Origin of the sequence: Polaribacter porphyrae, from assembly GCF_002954685.1 — a bacterium.
GTDB lineage: Bacteria > Bacteroidota > Bacteroidia > Flavobacteriales > Flavobacteriaceae > Polaribacter > Polaribacter porphyrae.
The window spans coordinates 824,483-846,783 of the sequence record NZ_MSCN01000001.1; the positions used below are offsets into that span (position 1 = coordinate 824,483).

The 22,301-nt window shown below is 28.7% G+C and carries 17 protein-coding genes; 10 read left to right on the forward strand and 7 right to left on the reverse strand.

The window, feature by feature from the left end:
- Positions 1-2: 2 nt before the first annotated feature.
- From BTO18_RS03810 to BTO18_RS03820, 3 genes are read right to left on the reverse strand one after another with little or no spacing between them, the layout of a single operon-like run.
- Positions 3-1,553: a DEAD/DEAH box helicase gene (locus BTO18_RS03810; RefSeq protein WP_105014954.1), complete on the reverse strand. Its 1,551-nt coding sequence runs from the start codon at positions 1,551-1,553 to the stop codon at positions 3-5.
- Between the two features lie 58 nt (positions 1,554-1,611).
- The gene (gene ytxJ / locus BTO18_RS03815; protein ID WP_105014955.1) at positions 1,612-2,013 is read right to left on the reverse strand and encodes a bacillithiol system redox-active protein YtxJ; all 402 of its coding nucleotides are present in this window, start codon (positions 2,011-2,013) and stop codon (positions 1,612-1,614) included.
- Positions 2,014-2,051: 38 nt separating this feature from the next.
- Entirely contained in the window at positions 2,052-3,344 is a 1,293-nt protein-coding gene (locus BTO18_RS03820; protein ID WP_105014956.1) for a T9SS type A sorting domain-containing protein, read from the reverse strand.
- Positions 3,345-3,474: 130 nt separating this feature from the next.
- Here BTO18_RS03820 and BTO18_RS03825 point away from each other — a divergent pair, with 130 nt between their 5' ends.
- The 3 genes from BTO18_RS03825 (at position 3,475) to BTO18_RS03835 (ending at position 8,970) form a co-directional block, all read left to right on the forward strand.
- Entirely contained in the window at positions 3,475-5,550 is a 2,076-nt protein-coding gene (locus BTO18_RS03825; RefSeq protein ID WP_105014957.1) for a hybrid sensor histidine kinase/response regulator transcription factor, read from the forward strand.
- A gap of 226 nt (positions 5,551-5,776) precedes the next feature.
- Positions 5,777-8,383: an ATP-dependent chaperone ClpB gene (clpB, locus tag BTO18_RS03830; RefSeq protein ID WP_105014958.1), complete on the forward strand. Its 2,607-nt coding sequence runs from the start codon at positions 5,777-5,779 to the stop codon at positions 8,381-8,383.
- 89 nt (positions 8,384-8,472) lie between these two features.
- Positions 8,473-8,970 carry a SixA phosphatase family protein gene (locus BTO18_RS03835; protein WP_105014959.1) on the forward strand — a complete coding sequence of 166 codons (498 nt, stop codon included), beginning with the start codon at positions 8,473-8,475 and terminating at the stop codon, positions 8,968-8,970.
- On the opposite strand, the gene BTO18_RS03840 is transcribed toward BTO18_RS03835, so the two are convergent.
- Entirely contained in the window at positions 8,967-9,695 is a 729-nt protein-coding gene (locus BTO18_RS03840) for a DUF6503 family protein (RefSeq protein ID WP_105014960.1), read from the reverse strand. The genes BTO18_RS03835 and BTO18_RS03840 overlap by 4 nt on opposite strands.
- Positions 9,696-9,794: 99 nt before the next feature.
- Here BTO18_RS03840 and smpB point away from each other — a divergent pair, with 99 nt between their 5' ends.
- Genes smpB through BTO18_RS03860 form a run of 4 tightly spaced genes read left to right on the forward strand, consistent with a single transcriptional unit; the run spans position 9,795 to position 12,502 of the window.
- Positions 9,795-10,256: an SsrA-binding protein SmpB gene (gene smpB / locus BTO18_RS03845; RefSeq protein WP_211295562.1), complete on the forward strand. Its 462-nt coding sequence runs from the start codon at positions 9,795-9,797 to the stop codon at positions 10,254-10,256.
- Positions 10,249-10,827 carry a Maf-like protein gene (locus BTO18_RS03850; RefSeq protein ID WP_105014962.1) on the forward strand — a complete coding sequence of 193 codons (579 nt, stop codon included), beginning with the start codon at positions 10,249-10,251 and terminating at the stop codon, positions 10,825-10,827. Before smpB ends, BTO18_RS03850 begins: the two co-directional genes overlap by 8 nt.
- Before the next feature lie 59 nt (positions 10,828-10,886).
- Positions 10,887-11,840, forward strand: coding sequence for a transketolase family protein (locus BTO18_RS03855; protein ID WP_105014963.1), 954 nt, complete (start codon positions 10,887-10,889; stop codon positions 11,838-11,840).
- Between the two features lie 53 nt (positions 11,841-11,893).
- Positions 11,894-12,502 carry a porin family protein gene (locus BTO18_RS03860; RefSeq protein WP_105014964.1) on the forward strand — a complete coding sequence of 203 codons (609 nt, stop codon included), beginning with the start codon at positions 11,894-11,896 and terminating at the stop codon, positions 12,500-12,502.
- Between the two features lie 76 nt (positions 12,503-12,578).
- On the opposite strand, the gene bcp is transcribed toward BTO18_RS03860, so the two are convergent.
- The gene (bcp, locus tag BTO18_RS03865; protein ID WP_105014965.1) at positions 12,579-13,031 is read right to left on the reverse strand and encodes a thioredoxin-dependent thiol peroxidase; all 453 of its coding nucleotides are present in this window, start codon (positions 13,029-13,031) and stop codon (positions 12,579-12,581) included.
- A gap of 100 nt (positions 13,032-13,131) precedes the next feature.
- Here bcp and BTO18_RS03870 point away from each other — a divergent pair, with 100 nt between their 5' ends.
- Positions 13,132-13,785: an endonuclease III domain-containing protein gene (locus BTO18_RS03870; protein ID WP_105014966.1), complete on the forward strand. Its 654-nt coding sequence runs from the start codon at positions 13,132-13,134 to the stop codon at positions 13,783-13,785.
- A 304-nt stretch (positions 13,786-14,089) separates the two neighbouring features.
- Here the strand turns inward: BTO18_RS03870 and BTO18_RS03875 are convergent, their stop codons facing one another.
- Complete coding sequence (locus tag BTO18_RS03875) at positions 14,090-14,677, reverse strand: RNA polymerase sigma factor (protein ID WP_105014967.1); 588 nt, start codon at positions 14,675-14,677, stop codon at positions 14,090-14,092.
- A gap of 215 nt (positions 14,678-14,892) precedes the next feature.
- Between BTO18_RS03875 and uvrA the strand changes: the two genes are divergently transcribed.
- Positions 14,893-17,685: an excinuclease ABC subunit UvrA gene (uvrA, locus tag BTO18_RS03880; RefSeq protein ID WP_105014968.1), complete on the forward strand. Its 2,793-nt coding sequence runs from the start codon at positions 14,893-14,895 to the stop codon at positions 17,683-17,685.
- 130 nt (positions 17,686-17,815) lie between these two features.
- On the opposite strand, the gene BTO18_RS03885 is transcribed toward uvrA, so the two are convergent.
- Positions 17,816-20,935: a S41 family peptidase gene (locus tag BTO18_RS03885; protein WP_105014969.1), complete on the reverse strand. Its 3,120-nt coding sequence runs from the start codon at positions 20,933-20,935 to the stop codon at positions 17,816-17,818.
- Positions 20,936-21,128: 193 nt separating this feature from the next.
- On the opposite strand from BTO18_RS03885, the gene BTO18_RS03890 reads away from it, so the two are divergent.
- The gene (locus tag BTO18_RS03890; RefSeq protein WP_105014970.1) at positions 21,129-22,220 is read left to right on the forward strand and encodes a hypothetical protein; all 1,092 of its coding nucleotides are present in this window, start codon (positions 21,129-21,131) and stop codon (positions 22,218-22,220) included.
- The last annotated feature ends 81 nt before the right edge of the window (positions 22,221-22,301 follow it).

Here is a 22,301-nt window from a genome sequence, read left to right on the forward strand (position 1 = left end):
TTTTATTCCTCAACTGGAGGATGTCCGAAAATCTTTTCATAATCTTCATCAAAATTAGAACGCAAATATGCATTTAATTTTTTACGATAATCATCTTTTAACCAAGTAACAAAATTGTGTGTACTTTTAGAAATACACTTTGCATATCTATTAATTCTATCATCAATCTCCTCACCTAGCTTTTTAGCTAAGATTAATGCATCAAAAACATCTTCAGAATTTTCAATACACATTTTTGCATGATGAACAATAGATTTTTCTAAAACTCGTTTCGAAGATTCACCAGCTCTAATTGTATCAATATACACTTGTTTCATGTCGAAATAAGTGTCTTTAGAGTTTGCAAATTCTTTTTTAACATCAGCAGGTAATTCATATCTAAATGTACTTTCAATTTCTTCATCAGAAAGAATTGCATTTAGATAATAGTCAGGAGCTCTAAACATTTTTTGCCAGTCTAAATCTGCTCCCCAAGGTCCAAATCTGTAAAAATTATTTCCTAAATCAATAACATCAAAAGTAACTTTATCACCAAAAATACGAGATCCACGACCAATCATTTGATAATATAATGTCAATGATTTTGTGGCTCTGTTTAAGATTATTGCTTCTATACCAGGTTCATCAAACCCAGTTGTTAAAATACTTACAGAGGTAATAATAGCATTTGGCGTTTTATGAAACCATTTTAAAATAAATTCACGCTCTTTTTTTGTATTTGTATTGTCTAAATGAGCAATAGGATAACCCGCTTTTTTAAATGCATGAAATACTTGAATAGACGTATTTATACCATTATTAAAAATTAAGGTTTTCTTTCCTTTAGCACTTTCTTCATAAGCAGATACTAATTTGGAAAGCATATCATTATTAGTATATAAGTCTTCTGAAGACTTTACAGTATAATCTCCATTTGCACCAACTTCTAACGAAGTTAAACCAACATTATAAAAATACATATTTGCTCTTGCTAAATAGCCATTATCAATTAAATCTTGAATAGATTCTCCAACAAATAATTCTTGATAATTCTCATACATTGGTAGCTTTATATTAGAACTTAATGGTGTAGCTGTAACACCTAATATAAATGATTCATCAAAAAATTTAAATATTTTAGTGAATGAATTATAATGTGCTTCATCTACAATAACTAAACCAATATCAGAAATATCAATTTTTTCATCATTTAGTCTGTTTTTGAGTGTTTCTACCATTGCTACAAAACAATCATATTCATGTTGATCATCTAATTTAGCAGTAGAATTTATTGTTTTATTTTTAACACCAAATTCATTCAGCATTTTAGAAGTTTGCTTGCTTAACTCAATTCTATGGGTTAAAACAAGTACTTTCTTTTTAAAAGTTTCTAAATAACGTCTTACAATTTCAGAGAAAATAACTGTTTTTCCACCTCCAGTTGGCAGCTGATATAATAAATGATAGTCTTGAGGCGCATCTTTAAATCTTCTAAAAATCTCTTGAAGTGCATCTTTTTGATATCCATATAATTCTTTTCCTACTATTTTTTCTGAAGTATTTATTTCTGCCAAAGGTTAAAAAATTTAAGTAACAAATTTAAGACTTAAAGTAGGTTGAATGCAAGTTTATCTATATAAATCTTGTTAAATCTGTTTGAGTAATGTCATAATGAGAAGCATTATACACAGCAACTTCGTTTCTTACAACTACTAATTGTGGAGATTGATGCATTATTTGAAAGCTATACCCTACTTCATCAGAAATACTTCTATAACTCAATAAATCTAAATAATACACTTTTAAATTTTGATGTTGTTCTTGAAATAATTTCTCAAACTGCCTGATAACTAAACTACTAATTCCACATCTTGTAGAATGCTTGAATATTAAAACGGATTCTGTTTTTGATTGTTTTTTAATTTCCTCTAACTGTTCTAAAGATGTTAAAGGAATCCAGTTTAAAAAAGATTTTTTTTCAGGTTGATTTTCTTTACCATTATTGCTTCCAAACAAGTTATTAAATATTCCCATTTTGATATTTTAAGCAAATATCAGAAAAAATCAAACTATTATTTCACAATTTTTTTAATAATGTGTTTGCCTGAAGAAAATCTAATTTTCAAAAAATAAACTCCTTTGGATAGATCTTTAGTATTTAGAATGTTTTCTGATGAAGACTTTATGCTTTTTCCAAGACTAGTATAAATGATTGAAAGTGCTACATTTTCATTAGAAAAGTTATCAATTGTAATGTTATTTTTAAAAGGATTTGGATAAATTTTAATATGCTTACCTAATTCAACATCATCTATAGAAGCCACAGCACAATTAGTTCCATACATTGAAGCTGGATCTTTATCCCAATTGGTTGGGCTAAAACCAACATCCACATTTATACATTGTAAACCAGGGTTTTGAGAAGCATTCAAATATAAATTTGCATTATTTCCATTAGCAACATCTAAACCTGTAAGCGAATTGTCATTGCAATAAAATTCTGTCATATCTGGAGCATTAGAAATATCTAAAATTTTTATGAGATTATTTTGTAAAAATACCTGACCTAACTTTGTGTTTTTTGTCAAATCTAATTCAGTAATCTTATTATTTCTACAAAATAATTGTAGCAAATTCACATTTTTAGTAACATCCAAAAAAGTTAAACTATTATCATCACAAGAAATTTCAAACAGACTAATATTATTTGCAGTATTTAAAGTGGATAGATTATTATAGCCACAATTCAAATCTTCTAAAAGCAAACAATTACTGATATCTAAATCTGAAATAGAATTTTCTGCACAAGAAAGCGTCCTTAAATTCGTGTTTTGCAAAACATTTAAACTTGTTAAATTATTTCCTCCAATTAGAAGTTTTCCTAATGCAGTATTTTTAGAAACGTCTATGGTATTCAATTTATTTGCATTTAAATAAAGTTCTATCAGATTTACATTCTCATCAATATTTATGTTAGTCAACTCATTATCTCCCAAACCTAAAACTTGTAGCTTCACGTTTTTATCAACTTCTATAAAATTGATTTTATTGTTAGACGCTCCAAGCTCTAACAATTCTTTATTATCTTTTAAATTAATTGTGGTCAAATTATTATAATGACAATAGAGTTTTGTTAAATTATCAAAAAATTCAATTCCAGTTAAATCTGATATATTTTTATTGGAAACTTGAATTGTTCCAGTAAAGGCTTGTGCTTCTGAAACCTGAATTTCATTATCACTATTCGTATTTATAGTGGCATCACTTAATAATGCGTTTTTAAAATTTGAGTCTGGTATGTTTACGTTTTGAGCAACCAGTGTAAACGAAATTAAAAAAGCAAATAGTAAAGTAAAAGTTTTCATAGGATGTAGTTATTTTATGGAAACAAAAATATTTTAATCAAATATCAATTTTAGACCAACTTATAGCACAAACAATTCAATTTATTTTATACTTTTATACGTAATTCTTGTTTTTTATATAGGTAACCAAATGACAATTAACACTTTATTCAAAAAATATATTCAATTAGGTTCTGATGATACTACTTCAAAAACAGAGCTTAAAAAGATTGTTTTATTTAATGTATTCTGTTTAGGCTGGCAATTATTATCAGTAGTAATGGCTGTTGATGAATATAAAGAACACAGTTCGTTTTCTGTTATTTTATTGAGTATTGCTATGAGTTCTGCAATTTTTATGATTCAATTTATTCATTATAAAAAACATCATTTATTAGGTAGAATTTTGTATTTATTTTTGTTGATAGGTCTTACCTATTGGTACGCAAACTTTCTATTTAAAGAAAACCTTTTAGAGTTTTATTTCTTTTTAGTTTTTAGTAAAAGTTTAATTTTCATCGATTCTAAAAGAATAAACCTTGTAATTCTTTTTATTGCTTTCCTCCTATTTTTTATTCCTAACTTTTTCTTTCATCATTACCCAATCTCAATGTTTAACGATGTTTCAATTGCATTTTTATTTTTTGCAATTTTTATTATCATCAACTATTTTAAAAATATCAACAGAACAAATGAAGCTGAATTAGAATCTAAAAAGAACGATTTAGAGAAAATAAATCAATTTCAATCACAGTTTTTTATCAATATTTCTCATGAAATAAGAACACCCTTAACTTTAATAAAAGGTCAGATTGATAAACTAAAAGAAAGTGATTTATCATCAAATGAACTAGAAAATATAGAACAGGGTGTAGATGTTCAAGTTTCAAAAATAAAGAAAATGGTAGATGATGTTTTAGATTTGGCTAAAATGGAGAGTGCAGATTTTAAAATTAATTTAAAAACAATTAATCTTAACAATCTAATTCATAAGATAATTTTGAATTTTGAACCTCTTTTTAAAGAAAAAAATATTGATTTTAAATATACACATAAAGCACAATTATTTATAAAATCTGATGTTATTTATCTAGAAAGAGCTTTAAATAACATTGTAATTAATGCTTTAAAATATACTGATAGAAATGGAACTGTAAGTATTAATCTAGAATTATCAAAGGATAATGTAATTATCAAAATTGAAGATTCAGGAATAGGGTTATCAGAAAAAGATACTAAAAAGATATTTGAACGTTTTTATCAAGCAGATAATTCAATAAACAAAGCTGGAGGAAGTGGAGTTGGTTTAGCATTTAGTAAAGAAATTATTGAACTCCACAGTGGAAGCTTAACTGTTGAAAGCGAATTAAATAAAGGAAGTGTTTTTAAAATTACCATTCCCAAAACTGACGCTGTAAAAGAAATTAAAGTACATAAAGAAGAGATAAAAGAAAAAACATTTCAGTTTGATAAATTAGTTTTGCATCAAAAATCTTATAAATTTCTTTTGGTTGATGATAATAGAGAAATGAGAGCATATTTAGCTGATATTTTTAAAGAAAACAACTGTTTAGAAGCAGAAAATGGTGCAGAAGCTTTGAAAATTTTACAAGAAAATAAAGTTGATTTTATCATCACAGATTATATGATGCCTAAAATGAATGGTTTGGATTTTATAAAAAACTTAAAACCTATTTATCCAGATATTCCTATAATAATGCTAACAGCTAGATCAGATTCTAAAAGCAAATTAGATGTTTTGAAATTGGGTATTGATGATTATTTAGAAAAACCTTTTGAGAAGAATGAGTTAATGATTAGAGTTCAAAATTCATTACACAATTATCAGAAAAGAAAAATATACAGAAATGATGAGAATATTCATCATTCAACTAAAAATACTGAAAATTGGATTCTGAAAGTAAGCAATTATGTTAATAAAAATGTTGCAAATACTTCATTAAAACAAGAAGATATAGCAGAACAATTTCACCTCTCAAAAAGTTCTTTGTACAGAAAAATAAAGTCTGAAACAGGTTTAACACCAAAAGAATTTATTACTGAAGTAAAACTGCAAAAAGCAAGAACTATTTTAGAAAATAATCATACTATTTCTTTAAAAGAACTTTCTTCAGAGGTTGGTTTTTTACACAACTCCTATTTTTCAAAGTTGTTTCAAAAAAGATTTGGCACTTCTCCTTCTAATTTTTCTAAATCAAGAACTTAAAATGTCATTTTGTCTTTATTTTAAAGGCTTTTCAAGACATTTTGACTTGTTGTTCTTTTAAATTTCTGATGGTATTGTAATTGATAAGTAATAGTTATAAAGAAAAAATAAATAATATAAACTTGTCATTTCGACCTTGTGGAGAAATCTAAAATTAAGGCATTAAGATTTTTCGACTGCATTCCATTACGCTCAAAATGACAGTTGATTTAAAAAACAAAGAAAAATGAATTTTAATAATTATACAACAAAATCACAAGAAACCATTCAACTAGCACAACAGTTAGCGCAAGGTTTTGGTCATAATCAAATAGAAAACGAGCATATTTTTAAAGCCTTAACACAAGTTGATGAAAATGTGTTGCCTTTTTTATTGAAGAAATTAAACATCAATACTGGTGTTATAAATCAAATTTTAGACAAACAATTAGAGAGTTTACCAAAAGTTTCTGGAGCAGAATTAATGTTATCAAGAGAAGCTGGTAAAACGTTAAATGAAGCATCTATCATCGCTAAAAATATGAAAGACGATTTTGTTTCTATTGAGCATTTAATTTTAGCAATTTTTAAATCAAAATCTAATATTGCTCAAGTTCTAAAAGACCAAGGAGTAACAGAAAAGCTACTAAAAGCAGCTATTGAGGAACTTCGTAAAGGAGAAAGAGTAACTTCTCAAAGTCAAGAAGAAACCTACAATTCATTAAGTAAATACGCTAAAAACTTAAATGATTTAGCGCAAAATGGAAAGTTAGACCCTGTTATTGGACGTGATGAAGAAATCCGAAGATTATTACAGATTTTATCACGTAGAACAAAGAATAATCCAATTTTAGTGGGTGAACCTGGAACAGGTAAAACAGCCATTGCAGAAGGTTTAGCACATAGAATTGTAGATGGTGATGTGCCAGAAAATCTAAAAGATAAACTCATTTTTTCTTTAGATATGGGAGCTTTAATTGCTGGCGCAAAATACAAAGGTGAGTTTGAAGAGCGTTTAAAGGCAGTAATTAAAGAAGTAACAACTTCGGATGGAGATATTGTGTTGTTTATTGATGAAATCCACACACTAATTGGTGCTGGAGGTGGACAAGGTGCAATGGATGCTGCAAACATCTTAAAACCAGCTTTAGCTCGTGGAGAATTGCGAGCAATTGGTGCTACTACTTTAGATGAATATCAAAAATATTTTGAGAAAGATAAAGCTCTAGAAAGACGTTTTCAAAAGGTTTTGGTTGATGAACCTGATACAGAAAGTGCCATTTCTATTTTGAGAGGAATCAAGGAAAAATACGAAACACATCACAAAGTTCGTATTAAAGACGAAGCTATTATTGGTGCTGTGGAATTATCGCAAAGATATATTACCAACAGATTTTTACCAGATAAAGCTATTGATTTAATGGATGAAGCTGCTTCTAAATTACGAATGGAAATCAATTCGAAACCAGAAGAATTAGATGTTTTAGATCGTAAAATAATGCAATTGGAGATTGAAATTGAAGCGATCAAAAGAGAAAAAGATGAAGTAAAATTAAAATCTTTACGAGCAGATTTGGCAAACATCAAAGAGCAAAGAAATACGATAAATGCAAAATGGAAATCAGAAAAAGAAGTTGTAGATAATATTCAGCAAGCAAAATCTGATATTGAAAACTTTAAATTGGAAGCTGAAAAAGCAGAACGTGAAGGAGATTATGGTAAAGTTGCAGAAATTAGATATGGAAAAATAAAACAGGCACAAGAGAAACTTGAAGAATACCAGCAAATATTAGCTGAAAATCAAAATGAGAAATCTTTAATTAAAGAGGAAGTAAATTTAGATGATATTGCAGAAGTTATTGCAAAATGGACAGGAATTCCTGTTACTAAAATGATTCAGTCTGAACGTGAAAAATTACTAAAATTAGAAGATCAATTACATAAAAGAGTTGTTGGGCAAGAAGAAGCCATTGTTGCCATTTCTGATGCTGTAAGACGTTCTAAAGCAGGTTTGCAAAATCCAAATAAACCTATTGGAAGCTTCCTGTTTTTAGGAACTACAGGAGTTGGAAAAACAGAATTGGCAAAAGCATTGGCTGAATATTTGTTTGACGATGAGAATGCAATGACTAGGATTGATATGAGCGAATATCAAGAGCGTCATTCAGTTAGTAGATTGGTTGGTGCACCTCCAGGTTATGTAGGTTATGATGAAGGTGGACAGTTGACTGAAGCTGTAAGAAGAAGACCTTATTCTGTGGTACTTTTAGATGAAATTGAAAAAGCACATCCAGATACTTTTAATGTGTTATTACAGGTTTTAGATGAAGGTAGATTGACAGATAACAAAGGGCGAGTTGCAAATTTTAAAAATGCAATAATTATTATGACTTCAAATATGGGTAGTCATATTATTCAAGAAAAATTTGCAGATCCAAAAGCAGATTTAGATGCTGTAACAGAATTGGCAAAAATTGAAGTTTTAGGGTTGTTAAAACAATCTGTAAGACCTGAATTTTTAAACAGAATTGATGATATAATTATGTTTACACCATTAAATCAGAGTGATATCTTTGAAATTGTTCGTTTGCAAATCGATCATTTACAGAAAATGATTGCCAAACAAGAAATTACGTTAGATGCTACAGATGAAGCAATTAAATATCTGGCTAAAAAAGGGTATCAACCAGAATTTGGAGCAAGACCTGTAAAAAGAGTCATTCAGAAAGAAGTATTAAATCAGTTGTCTAAAGAAATTTTATCTGGAAAAATAACAACTGATAGTATTATTTTATTAGATGCCTTTGATGATAAATTGGTTTTTAGAAACCAATCTGATTTGGTAACTCACTAAAAAATAAATTGGAGGATTTTGAAAAAGTGGTGTTTTAAAAAACATCGCTTTTTCTTTTTTGTTTATATTCGTTACTCAAATCTAACCTTATGAAAAAATATTTCCTTCTTCTTGTCTTTACTTTTACTTTATTAAGTGCATGTTCAAGTGATGATACTACTGTTTACTATTTAATTCGTCATGCAGAAAAAGACAGAACTGACCCTACAAATAGAAATCCTAATTTAAATTTTGAAGGCGAAAAAAGAGCTCAAAGATGGGCAGAATATTTTAAAGATATTCATTTAGATGCAGTATATTCAACACAATACAATAGAACTATAGAAACTGCTACACCAACAGCTCAAACTAAAAAAATAAAATTAGAAAAATATAATCCTAGAAACATGTATGATTCTGTATTTCAATCAGAAACCAAAGGTAAATCTGTATTAATAGTTGGTCATAGTAATACAACTCCTGCTTTCACAAATCTTATTTTAGGAGAAAAGAAATATCAAAATATGGATGATAACGATAATGCTAGTTTATATATGGTGACTATTTCTGGAGATAAAAAAACAAGTGAAGTTTTGAAAGTGGATTAATCAAAAATATCAACTTGAATATCCTCCAAAACAATTTCAGAAACTTTTTCTAATTCATTGTTTTCAAATACTTTGTCTAAACCAGTTAATGTAATATCCTTATTTAAAGGCTTGTAGTTATGATAATCTACAAAACGAATGCCTTCTTTATAACATTGTTCTTTTAATACTCTAAAACGTTTTCCACCTCCATTTGTATGATATGAATAGGCTAAATAATCAACTAAAAAATCACTTTTAGCTATCCAATAAATAAAAACATCTTCAAAATCCTCTCCTCCTCCATCTTTAGAAAAGGTAATTTCAACTTTATAATATTCTCTATCTTTTATTGTTGATGATGGCAGTAATTTTTTATGAACTGCTTTATCATTTAAACCAAAAGGTAATACAGAAAAATAATGAACTGAATTTATAGAATTACGATATTTTGAAATCATTGAATCTGAAACTTTTACAGGTTCTGCATTTTCTAATCTTTTAAAACCTTCATTTGATAAAATGTCTTTAATAGAATCAAAAGATCTAATTAACAGAAAATTACCATTTTCTCTAACTGCTTTATACTGTATATCTCTGAACTTAAAAGTAATTTCAGAATTGGCAACTTTATCAACTCCAGAACTGATAATAGATTTATCAATTATCTCTTGTGCTGTCAATTCTTTTGTTTTAGAAGAACAACCAACTGCAAATAGAATCAATAAAAAATACAAATACTTCATAAAGTTTTTTTGATTTTGTCGAGATTACATTACAAAATTACACTTCTTTATTTTAATCAAAAACGTATCTTTGTTTAAATTTAAAATCAATCTGTAATAGTGCAGAAAAAAATAAACATTCAAAATAAAAAAGCACGTTTCGAATATGAAATTCTAGACAAATATGTTGCTGGAATTCAATTAACTGGAACAGAGATTAAATCAATTCGATTAAGTCAGGCTAGAATTACAGAAAGCTTTTGCGAGTTTAATGATAGAGGAGAATTGTTTATTGTAAATATGTATATTCAAGAATATATGTATGGTCATCACTTTAATCACAGACCAAAAAGTGAAAGACGTTTGCTTTTGAATAAACGCGAATTGCGTAGTTTAAAAAAAGATGTAGAAGCAAAAGGGAATACTATTGTTCCTTTAAAATTATTTATTAATGATAGAGGTTTTGCCAAGTTAGAAATTGCTTTAGCAAAAGGAAAACAAACGCATGACAAACGTAATGTTATTAAAGACAGAGATAATAAGCGTGATTTAGCACGCATTAAAAAAAGCTTTAATGCTTAAAGAAAAATTAAAAGATTACCATATTATTTTAGCTTCAAAATCTCCTAGAAGACAACAATTTTTTAAAGATTTAAATATTGACTTTACCATTAAAACTATTGAAGTTGATGAAATTTATCCAAAAGAATTAAAAGGATTAGAAATTACTGATTTTTTAGCAGATTTAAAATCGAAAGCATTTAAAAATCTATCAGAAAATGATATTTTAATTACTTCAGATACTATTGTTTGGTTAGATGATAAAGCTTTAGGAAAACCCAAAGATGAAACCGACGCATATAATATGTTAAGAAGTTTGTCTGGAAAAAATCATGATGTTATTACATCAATTTGTATAAAATCTAATCATTTTCTAAAGATAGTTAATGATGTAACTACAGTTTCTTTTAAAGATTTGACTGATGAAGAAATATGGTATTACATTAAAAATTACAAACCTTTTGATAAGGCAGGAGCTTATGGTATTCAAGAATGGATAGGTTTTATAGCTATAGATAAGATAGAAGGCAGTTACTTTAATGTAGTAGGTTTACCTGTTCATAAACTCTACAAAGAATTGGTGAATTTATAAACTCAAACTTCAAATAAAAGTTTATTTTTACCCAAAATTTTACAATACACACTTATATAATGAAAAAATACACATACACAGAAAAGAAAGATACGCGTTCTGGTTTTGGTGATGGTTTAACAGAATTAGGTAGAAAAAATTCTAACGTAGTTGCTTTATGTGCAGACTTAATTGGTTCTTTAAAAATGAATCAGTTTATAGAAGAAAATCCTGATCGTTTTTTTCAAGTTGGTATTGCAGAAGCAAATATGATGGGTATTGCTGCAGGTTTAACTATTGGTGGTAAAATACCTTTTACAGGTACTTTTGCGAACTTTTCAACAGGAAGAGTTTATGATCAAATTCGTCAATCTATTGCGTATTCTGGAAAAAATGTGAAAATTTGTGCTTCTCATGCAGGAGTTACTTTAGGTGAAGATGGTGCTACACACCAAATTTTAGAAGACATTGGTTTGATGAAAATGTTACCTGGAATGACCGTAATTAATCCATGTGATTACAATCAAACAAAAGCTGCTACAATTGCAATTGCAGATTTTGATGGCCCTGTATATTTACGTTTTGGACGACCAAAAGTTCCGGTTTTTATGCCTGAAGATGCAAAATTCGAAATTGGTAAAGGAATAAAATTAACAGAAGGTACAGATGTTACTATTGTAGCCACAGGTCATTTAGTTTGGGAGTCTTTACAAGCTGCTGAACAATTAGAAGCTGAAGGTATTTCTGTAGAAGTAATAAATATTCATACAATTAAACCTTTAGATGAAGAAATCATCTTAAAATCTGTGGCAAAAACAGGTTGTATTGTAACTGCTGAAGAACATAACATTATTGGGGGATTAGGAGAAAGCGTAGCTAGAACTTTAGCATTGAACACTCCTACTCCACAAGAATTTGTAGGTACGAATGATACTTTTGGAGAATCAGGAACACCTGCACAATTGATGGCTAAATATGGTTTAGATGCAAATGCTTTAGTAAAAGCTGTTAAAAAAGTAATTTCTAGGAAATAATAACGTTTTGTGTTTACAAAGCGTCTTTACATAAATAGATAAATTTAATCGATATGAAAAAAATAATTTTAATAGTATTTCTAGCTTTTGGCTTAAGTCAAATGTCAAATGCCCAAATCAATTTCGGTATTAAAGGTGGTATTAACTACAATTCAAATTCAGTTGAAGGAGTTAACGGTGCTGGACAAGATATTTTTAATGGTGCAAAAAGTAAAACAGGGTATCATGCAGGTGTATGGTTGCGTTTAAAATTGCCTGTTGTTGGTTTATATTTACGTCCAGAATTAGTTTACACAAATTTAGAAAATGAAGTATTTTATACAGAAGCAGCCAAAACTACTACACATACTTTTCAAAAATTAGATATTCCTGTATTATTAGGAAAGAAAATTTTTGGAATTGGTAATGTTTTTATTGGACCTTCTTTTCAATATATTTTAGATTCAGATTTTAGTGTTTCTGATATTTCTAGTGTAGATGGTGATGGTTTTACAGTAGGTTTACAATTTGGTGGTGGAGTTGAATTTGGAAAATTAGGTATAGATATAAGATGGGAAAGAGCTTTTTCTGATGTAGAATCTTCTTTTGTTGGTAATCTTGGAAATGCAAGTTATGACACTAGAATTAACCAAATTATTATTGGGCTTTCTTATCAGCTATAAAATTTTAAGAAAGGATAAAAAAAACAGGGTTGTATTTTAAAAATACAACCCTGTTTTTTTATTTGTAAATTATGTATTAACCCAAAATTTGCTCTGTATGAGCTTTCGTTTTTACTTTAGTAATCACTTCTTCTATTAGACCATTTTCATCAATTACAAAAGTAGTTCTATGAATTCCATCATATTCTCTTCCCATAAACTTTTTTGGTCCCCAAACTCCAAAAGCTTCAATGACAGCTTTATCTTCATCAGCCAATAAAGGATATGGAAAATCATATTTATTTTTAAAATTAGATTGTCTTTTAGCTGAATCTGCACTTACACCTAAAACATCATATCCTTTAGCAACAAAAGATTTATAGTTATCACTCAAGTTACATGCTTCTGCTGTACAACCAGGTGTACTAGCTTTAGGGTAAAAGAATAATACTAATTTCTTTCCTTTATAATCTTCTAGTTTTATACTATTTCCATCTTGATCTTTCGCTTCAAACTGTGGAGCCTTATCTCCTATTTTTAATGATGTCATTTTGTTTTATTTATTTTTAAATAATTTAAACAAAAATACAATAAATCAAATATTAAATTCAATTAAAGATGTTTACTTTTGTCTTAAATATTAGTTAATAATGACGAAACAAGAAAAAGTAGATTTTGTAATTGAAACACTACAAACTTTATATCCAACAATACCTATTCCTTTAGACCATAAAAATCCTTATACATTATTGATTGCTGTTTTATTATCTGCACAATGTACAGATGTTCGTGTAAATCAAATTACGCCTTTATTGTTTGCCAAAGCTGATAATCCTTTTGATATGATTAAAATGTCTGTTGAAGAAATTAAGGCAATTATTCGTCCTTGTGGCTTATCACCAATGAAAAGTAAAGGGATTTATGGTTTATCTAAAATATTAATTGAAAAATATAATGGAGAGGTTCCAAAATCTTTTGAAGGTTTAGAAGAATTGCCTGCAGTAGGTCATAAAACTGCAAGTGTAGTTATGAGTCAAGCTTTTGGAGTACCAGCTTTTCCAGTTGATACACATATTCATAGGTTAATGTATAGATGGAATCTAACCAATGGAAAAAACGTACAACAAACTGAAAAAGATGCAAAACGCTTGTTTCCAAAAGAATTATGGAACGATTTACATTTACAAATCATTTGGTATGGACGTGAATATTCGCCTGCAAGAGGTTGGGATTTAGAAAAAGATGTTATTACTAAAACAATTGGTAGAAAATCTGTTTTAGATGCTTATTATAAATCAAAATAAAATTAAACAAACATTGGAGTCTCTTCCCTTTGGGAAGGTTAGGATGGGCTTTTAATGGGCAGTATAAAAAAAGCCTCAACGTTAGTTGAAGCTTTTTCCACTCTTAATTCAAATTCAATTCAATGAAATTTTTTGATTTGGTTTTTACAATAGTTAGCGATTTGGAAAAATCAATCAAAAATTGAACTGTTTCTTGTTTGGGTTGCATCTGAAATTCAGATGGCTTTTTTGAGTAAAGTTGCATCATACAATTGGTTTAGTCTTTAGTTTTCAATTAGATAACGATGCAATTTTAACTTTATTGTTAATTCACTAAAATAATTTTATGTTTTTCTATTAATTTACGCATATTAATTAATGCATAACGCATTCTACCTAAAGCTGTATTGATGCTAACACCAGTGTTTTCGCTAATTTCCTTAAAACTCATATCTTTATACATACGCATTACTAAAACTTCTTTTTGTTCTTCAGGAAGCTCTTTAACTAGCTCTCTAACATCATTATAAATCTGTTCTTGAATAATTTTTTTCTCTGCGTTTAAGTTTCCATCACCTAAAACAGAAAAAATATCAAACTCATCAGTATTTTTAAAAGAAGGCATTCTGTTCGATTTTCTAAAATGATCAATAACCAAATTGTGAGAAATTCGCATCACCCAAGGTAAAAATTTACCTTCTTCATTGTAATTTCCTTTTTTTAAGGTACGAATTACTTTAATAAAAGTATCCTGAAAAATATCTTCGGTAATATCTCTATCTTGTACTTTACTATATATAAAACTAAACAAACGTTGTTGATGTCTATTGATTAAAACAGATAAAGCCGATTCTTTTCCTTTTATATAATCACTAACTAAAGTGCTATCTTTTATTGGGTTTTTACGCATCATATCTACTTTTAGAAGAACAAGTGGCTCTTCTGATTTATTATTTTGTTAATAATTTATAAAGTAGTATTCAACTATATGCGTCTAATTTTGTGAGTATTAAGTGTCCAAATATAACTTTTATTTTTAATTCAGCAAATTATTTAACAATTTCTATCAGAATCTTTTTTTCTAATCGATGAAAATAATGGTATTTTTATACCTTATATTTTTTGATAATGAAGACTGATATTTCTACTGTAAATCCTAAAAAAAACATCATCATAAAAGGAGCAAAACTCCATAATTTAAAAGATATTGATGTTGTTATCCCAAGAAATAAACTAGTAGTAATTACTGGTCTTTCTGGATCAGGGAAATCTTCTTTAGCCTTTGATACGCTTTATGCTGAAGGTCAAAGACGCTATGTAGAGAGTTTATCTTCTTACGCACGTCAGTTTTTAGGAAAATTGCACAAACCAAAAGTAGATTATATAAAAGGTATTGCACCAGCAATTGCGATTGAACAAAAAGTAAATTCAACAAACCCAAGATCTACAGTAGGTACATCCACAGAAATTTACGATTACATTAAATTATTATATGCTAGAATTGGGAAGACCTTCTCTCCTATTTCTGGAAATGAAGTTAAAAAAGATACAGTTTCTGATGTTGTGAATTTTGTGAAAGAATTCGAAGATCGCACAAAATTATTATTGCTTGCTCCTATTACTATTGATGAAAATCGTGATTTAAAAACGGTTCTACAAGTATTAGAGCAACAAGGTTATGCACGTTTAAAATGGAATGATAAAGTATATCGAATTTCTGATTTCCCTCAAAAAGAATTTAAAAATGAGGAATTATTTTTAGTTGTCGATAGAATTGTTACTAAAAATGATGAAGATTTTTACAATAGATTAGCAGATGCTATTCAGACTGCTTTTTTTGAAGGAAAAGGTATTTGTTTTATAGAAAATTTAACTGATAATAAAATAGCCGAATTTAGCAATAAATTCGATTTAGATGGAATGTCTTTTTTAGAACCAAATACACATTTATTCAGTTTTAACAATCCTTATGGTGCTTGCCCAACTTGCGAAGGCTATGGAAATGTAATTGGTATTGATGAAGATTTGGTAATTCCGAATACTGGTTTATCAATTTACGATGATGCCATTTTTCCTTTCAGGACACCATCTTATGTGCATTATAAAGAAGATTTAGTAGCAGTGGCTTATCAATTTGATATTCCTATTCATAAACCCTGGTTTGAATTAACTGAAAAACAAAAAGAATTGATTTGGAATGGAAACAAATCTTTTAATGGAATTCATCACTTTTTTACTGCTTTAGAAGAAAAAAGTTATAAAATTCAGAATCGTGTAATGTTATCACGTTATCGTGGAAAAACTAAATGTACTACTTGTAATGGTAAGCGTTTGCGAGAAGAAACAAACTATGTGAAAATCAACAATAAAACTATTTCTGATTTGGTTTCTTTGCCTTTAGATGAATTATCCGTTTTCTTTAAAAACATTAAATTAGACAAATATGAAGAAAAAATAGGGAAACGTTTGTTAACGGAAATCAACAATCGTTTAAAATTTTTAACTGATGTTGGTCTCTCCTATTTAACCATCAACAGAACTTCGAACACACTTTCTGGTGGAGAAAGTCAACGTATAAATTTAGCCACTTCTTTAGGAAGTTCTTTGGTAGGTTCTATGTACATTTTAGATGAACCAAGCATTGGTTTGCATCCAAAGGATACAGAACGTCTGATTGGTGTTTTAAAAAATCTACGTGATTTAGGTAACACAGTTGTGGTTGTTGAACACGATGAAGATATTATGAAAGAAGCTGATTATATTATCGATATTGGCCCAGAAGCAGGAACTTTTGGTGGAAATGTAGTTGCTGAAGGAACATATCAAGAAATTCTAAAATCCGATTCTTTAACTGCAAAATATTTAAATGACGATTTAAAAATTGAAGTCCCAACAAAACGTAGAACTTCAAAAAATAAAATTCAGATTATTGGAGCAAGAGAGCATAATCTACAAAATATTGACGTTACTTTTCCATTAAACTGTTTGTCAGTGATTACTGGAGTTTCTGGCTCTGGAAAAAGTACATTGGTTAAAAAGATTTTATATCCATCAATGCAAAAAAAGTTGAATGGTTATGGAGATAAAATTGGACAACATACAGCAATTGAAGGTGATTTTGATACGTTAAAATCAGTTGAATTTATTGATCAAAATCCTATTGGGCGTTCTTCACGATCTAATCCTGTTACGTATATTAAAGCTTATGATGATATTAGAGCTTTGTTTTCGAATCAGAAATTATCAAAAATAAGAAACTACAAACCCAAACATTTTTCTTTTAATGTAGAAGGTGGACGTTGTGAAGTTTGTAAAGGTGAAGGCGAAGTGACTATTGAAATGCAATTTATGGCAGATGTACATTTAGAATGCGATGTTTGTAATGGAAAACGCTTTAAAAAAGAGGTTTTAGAAGTAAAGTTTGATGGAAAAAACATTGATGACATCCTAAATTTAACCATTGATGATGCTGTTGCTTTTTTCTCTGAAAACTTGGTAACTAAAATTGCAAAGAAATTACAACCTTTGCAAGATGTTGGTTTGGGTTATGTTACTTTAGGCCAATCTTCTTCTACACTTTCTGGTGGAGAAGCACAAAGAATCAAATTGGCATCCTTTTTAGTAAAAGGAAATACCAAAGACAAGGCTTTATTTATTTTTGATGAACCTACAACAGGTTTGCATTTTCACGATATTAAAAAATTATTGGCATCTTTTAATGCTTTAATTGAAAGAGGACATTCCATCATTGTAATTGAACATAATATAGAACTGATTAAATGTGCAGATTACATTATTGATTTAGGTTTAGAAGGTGGTAAAAATGGAGGAGAATTGATTTTTCAAGGAAAACCAGAAGAATTGGCAAGAGATACCAAATCTTATACTGCTAAATATTTAGGGGAAAAGTTGGTTTTTTAATAAAAAAAGATTTTGACAATAATTACTTAACCTGCAAGGTTTTTATAACCTTGTAGGTTTTTTTAGTTTTTTGTCTTTATGAATTCATACCTACAAGGTTTTTAAACCTTGCAGGAACAAATTTAATTTTTTATTTAATTTTCTTCATAATAATCTCAATAGCTTTATCCAATTGAGGTGTATTATTTTCTAATCTATCCTTAAAGTTTTTACCAACATAAACATCTGGTGCAACTCCGTTAATTTCTAAATCTTTGCCATCTAAAGTATAACAACCCCAAGAAGGTAATCTGTAAAAAGAACCATCTACCAAAGAACTTCCTGTTGTAAAAATTATCCATCTGTAGGTTTCTGTCCCAACAATAGTTCCTAAACCTAATTCCTTAAAACCAGCTGCTGTCATTTCTGCATCAGATAAAGATTGTTCATTTATCAACAAAACAATTGGTTTATTTCCGTAACTAAAGTTAGATTGACTTGCTAATTTACCTTCTCTATACTTCCAGTTTAAATATTGTTTTTGTTGTAAGAAGTTTAAAACAGCATCGTGTACATTTCCACCTGTGTTATAACGTAAATCTAAAATCAATCCTTTTTTATAGGCTTCATCACTCATTAAATCTTCGTAGAATTTTGTTAGTTCTCCTCTGCCCATATTTTTCATATGTACATAAGCAATCTGATTATTCGATTTTTTATCTACATAATTCTGATTTTCATCTTGCCATTCGTCATATACCAAACTGTTGATTCCTCTATAACTTGTGGTATGAATAAAAACATCATATTTTTCTTTATTTCTAGAAAACGTGAGTTTAATTTCGCTTTGAAATTTCGGATTTGTAAAATAGGAAGCTCTATTTCTACTTTTATCAATTTTGATGTCATTTACAGCAATCAATTCATCTCCTTTTCTAATATTTTTGCCTTTTACATCAACAGGACTTTCTTTTACAATTCGCTTAACTATATATGGATTTTGATTTTCGAAAACAATTCCTGTTGCCAAAGTTCTAGTACCATAATATATTTTTTCTTCTGCACCATTCGAATTAAAACCAAAATGTGAAGTATTTAATTCGCCAAGCATATCATTAAAAATTAACCTTAACTCTGCTCTATTCGTTACAAATGATAAATACTTTGCATAACTATCTCTTAATTTTTGCCAGTTTTCTCCGTGAAAATTTTCATCATAAAAATTCTCTTCCATTCCTGCCCAAGCTTCAAAATACATTTGCTCAAATTCGTCTGATAACGATTTATTGAAATTGTAATTGATAGCAATTGGTTTTAATTTATTCGCACCTAAATTTAGTGAATGAATTGCACCTCTTACTAAAACATAATGCTTCTTTTTTGAGGTAACATACTGATAACCAAAGATTCTTTTGTCACCTAATTTTACAGTTTTGTTATTTTCAAAAGGTTCTAGAGTGGTTTTCCATAATTTAGATTGCCCTTCATCATGATTTGAAGTATATAAAACGTGTGTTTTGGTACCATCTTTTATGACTGAAATATTTCTTTGATTTCCAAACCAAGGACTAATTCTAGTTAATCTATCCATTAAACCATTCGAATTGATAGTTGTAGTTACAGTTTCTTTTTTCGATTTTTTAGCAGTATCTTTTTTAGCAAAAAGTTGATTTACCTTCTCCATTTTAAAAGGTTTCTCATATTTATCTAAAGCCATTTGGTATATTTTAGAATTTCCATTTCCTCCACTTGGAAAATTTGGGGATGTTCTTTCTGAACTAAAATACAAGTATTTTCCATCTGCAGACCAAATTGGGCCAAACTCTGAAACTTTAGTATTGGTTAAATTTATTATTCTTTTTGATGCAATATTATAGACAAAAATATCCGCCTCAAAATCTCTGTAGGCATTGTACACAATGTATTTGTCATCAGGAGAAAAATAAGGATTTGCATTGTAAAATCCCCAAAGTTCATCCTCTACAACCAACTCACTTTTATAGGTTTTTAAATCGATTGTGTGAATTTCGTTTCTACCTCTTAAATACACACCTTTGGTTAAATCTTTATTAAAAGTAATTTGTCTGTTGTTCATCATATTTTTTGTGAGCTGTTTCTTTTTAGAAGGATTTGTAACATCCACAGTAAACCAATTGTAATACCCTTTATAAGATCTTGAGAACAATAGTGTTTTATTGTCTTTTAACCATTTTACCTCACTTATTGCTTCTAAAACATTAGTTGGGATTTCTTTTACAAATTTCCCTTTTACATCAGAAACAAACAGTTTTCCTCTAGAAACAAACGCCATCTTTTTTCCATCTGGTGAAACATCGAAAAAAGTGATATTTCCTTTTACATTATAAGCCTGATTTTTATCAACTGTTGAATTTGTATTGATATTTATTTTCAGTTTTTTAGCAGAATTTGAAGCAATATCATACACATAGATTTGATAATCTTTTCGAAACACAATTTTATTTCCATCAGCAGATACTTTTGGCCACATTATAGATGTAGAAAAGTTTGTTAATCGTTTCTTTTTTCCATCTTTGAATGTATACAAATTGTATTCTCCTTTATATTCATCAGATTTAAAATAAACGGTTCCGTTTTTATCGATTGTTGCTCCAAAATCCTTTCCTCTGTAAGAAGTATGTTTTGTAAATTTTTGAGTGGTTACATTATACGATTTGATATCAGGATTATAATCACCTATATATCTTTTTCTGTGTGCAAAACGAAAACTTTCCCAAGTTTCATTAAAATAAAAATCTTTGGTTTTCGGATGCTGTACAACATGATGCACTGTGTTAAAATAATGTGGGAATTTTCTTATGGGAGTTCCTCCATCTTTAGAAATTGTGTAATTAGAAATGGAATTTTCTCTATTAGAATCAAAATTGATGGTTTTACTATCCCAACTCCAAGAAGTAACCCTATCATTGGCTTCGTGAAATGTAAGCTGCTTTATTTCTCCTCCATTTAAAGACATTAAATAGATATCATTATTTCCATATTGATTGCTAGAAAAAGCCAAGTATTTTCCATCTGGTGATACACTTGGGTTAGTTTCTGTACCATCCATAGCTGTTAACCTGAATGCATCTCCTCCACTTGAAGCAACTTTCCATAAATCTCCTTGATAACTGAAAATTACGGTACTTCCATCTGGAGTTAACGTAGGTTTTAATGTAAAATGAGGATTGTTCTTTTGTGAGAAAACAGAAATTGTTATTAAGAAAATAGCAAACTTTACTAAAGATTTCATAAAATGTATTATTTGGTTTAGACTTTAAATTTAAGAAATATTAAAATGTATAAGAACTATCTATATGTTAAAAACAGAAACAATATAAAAACTACGAATTCTAATTGATGTTTAGCGAATTCTAATACAGTCAAAATTTTACTTAAAAGCTCTCCTACTTTTACAGTGTAATAACAATTAAAATACAGAAATCATGAACACATTATTAAAAAATTCGGTAGTAGCAGCAACATTAATTTTAGCATCAAGTACATTGATGAACTGTGATAAAAAACAAGCTGTACAAAAAGAATCAGAAATTGCAATTACTACTAAAAACGATATTGATTTTACAATATTAGACAAAATAGAAACTAGAAAACCACTTGTTTTTATTACTGGTTATGATAAAGGAAATGAAACTTTTTACAACAATGCAAGATCTGTTTTTCAAGAAAAACAATTTGAAATTGTAGAAGATCAATATTCACTAGAAGAAATTATTAATTGGTTAAATACAAATGCTACTGATAAAGCTTATGGTGAAATTCATATTGTAAATAAAAGTGATCCTCATAGAGGAATGAGTTTAGAGACAACTATTAAAGGAGAAACAGTTTCAACAGAATCACTACGAAGAAGTATTACCAAAGGTACTTTACCATTTTTAAATGAAAGTGTAAATGCAGATTCTAAAATTATTTTTCATGCAAATGGTTTAGGAGAAAATACAGCATTAATGAAAACATTTAAAGATGCCTTTTGTTCTGACGAGTTACCAAATGTAATAGCTTCTCCTTATCATTCTATTTTTGATGGCGAGTTTACCAAACATTATTTAGCAAAACCATACTATGTATATTATCCAACAGCTCATTCTCCAGGGAAAGTAGATTTATCAAAAGAAATTGCAAAAAAATATACTGAAGAGAAAGATATTGATTGGTTAGAGGCGTTAAATAATACTGAAGAACGATTTGTTGGAGAAGCTTATACCAAGCAATTTACAATTCCTATTCAATTTTCTCTAGATTATCATAATTCTGATGATGAAGTACCAACTTTTGACGGTCAAGATGAGTTAATGGACTTTATTGAGCAACAAGAAAGTTTAATTAGCCAAGTGAAGAAACTAAATATCCCCATTGAAAAATACAGATGGACTTACAATCTAAAAAATAGCACATTAGTTATTAAAGGAAAAACATCTGTGGTATGCGTCTTAAAACCTTTGATTAGACCTTATGGAGAATTACAACACATTCAACCAGATACAAACAACAAGCGTTTGTATGCCATGAAATAATATAAAAACAACTATATGAAAGGGGAAATGTAGTTAGATGAACGTCATTACACGAAAAATATGTGTAATGGCGTTTTAATT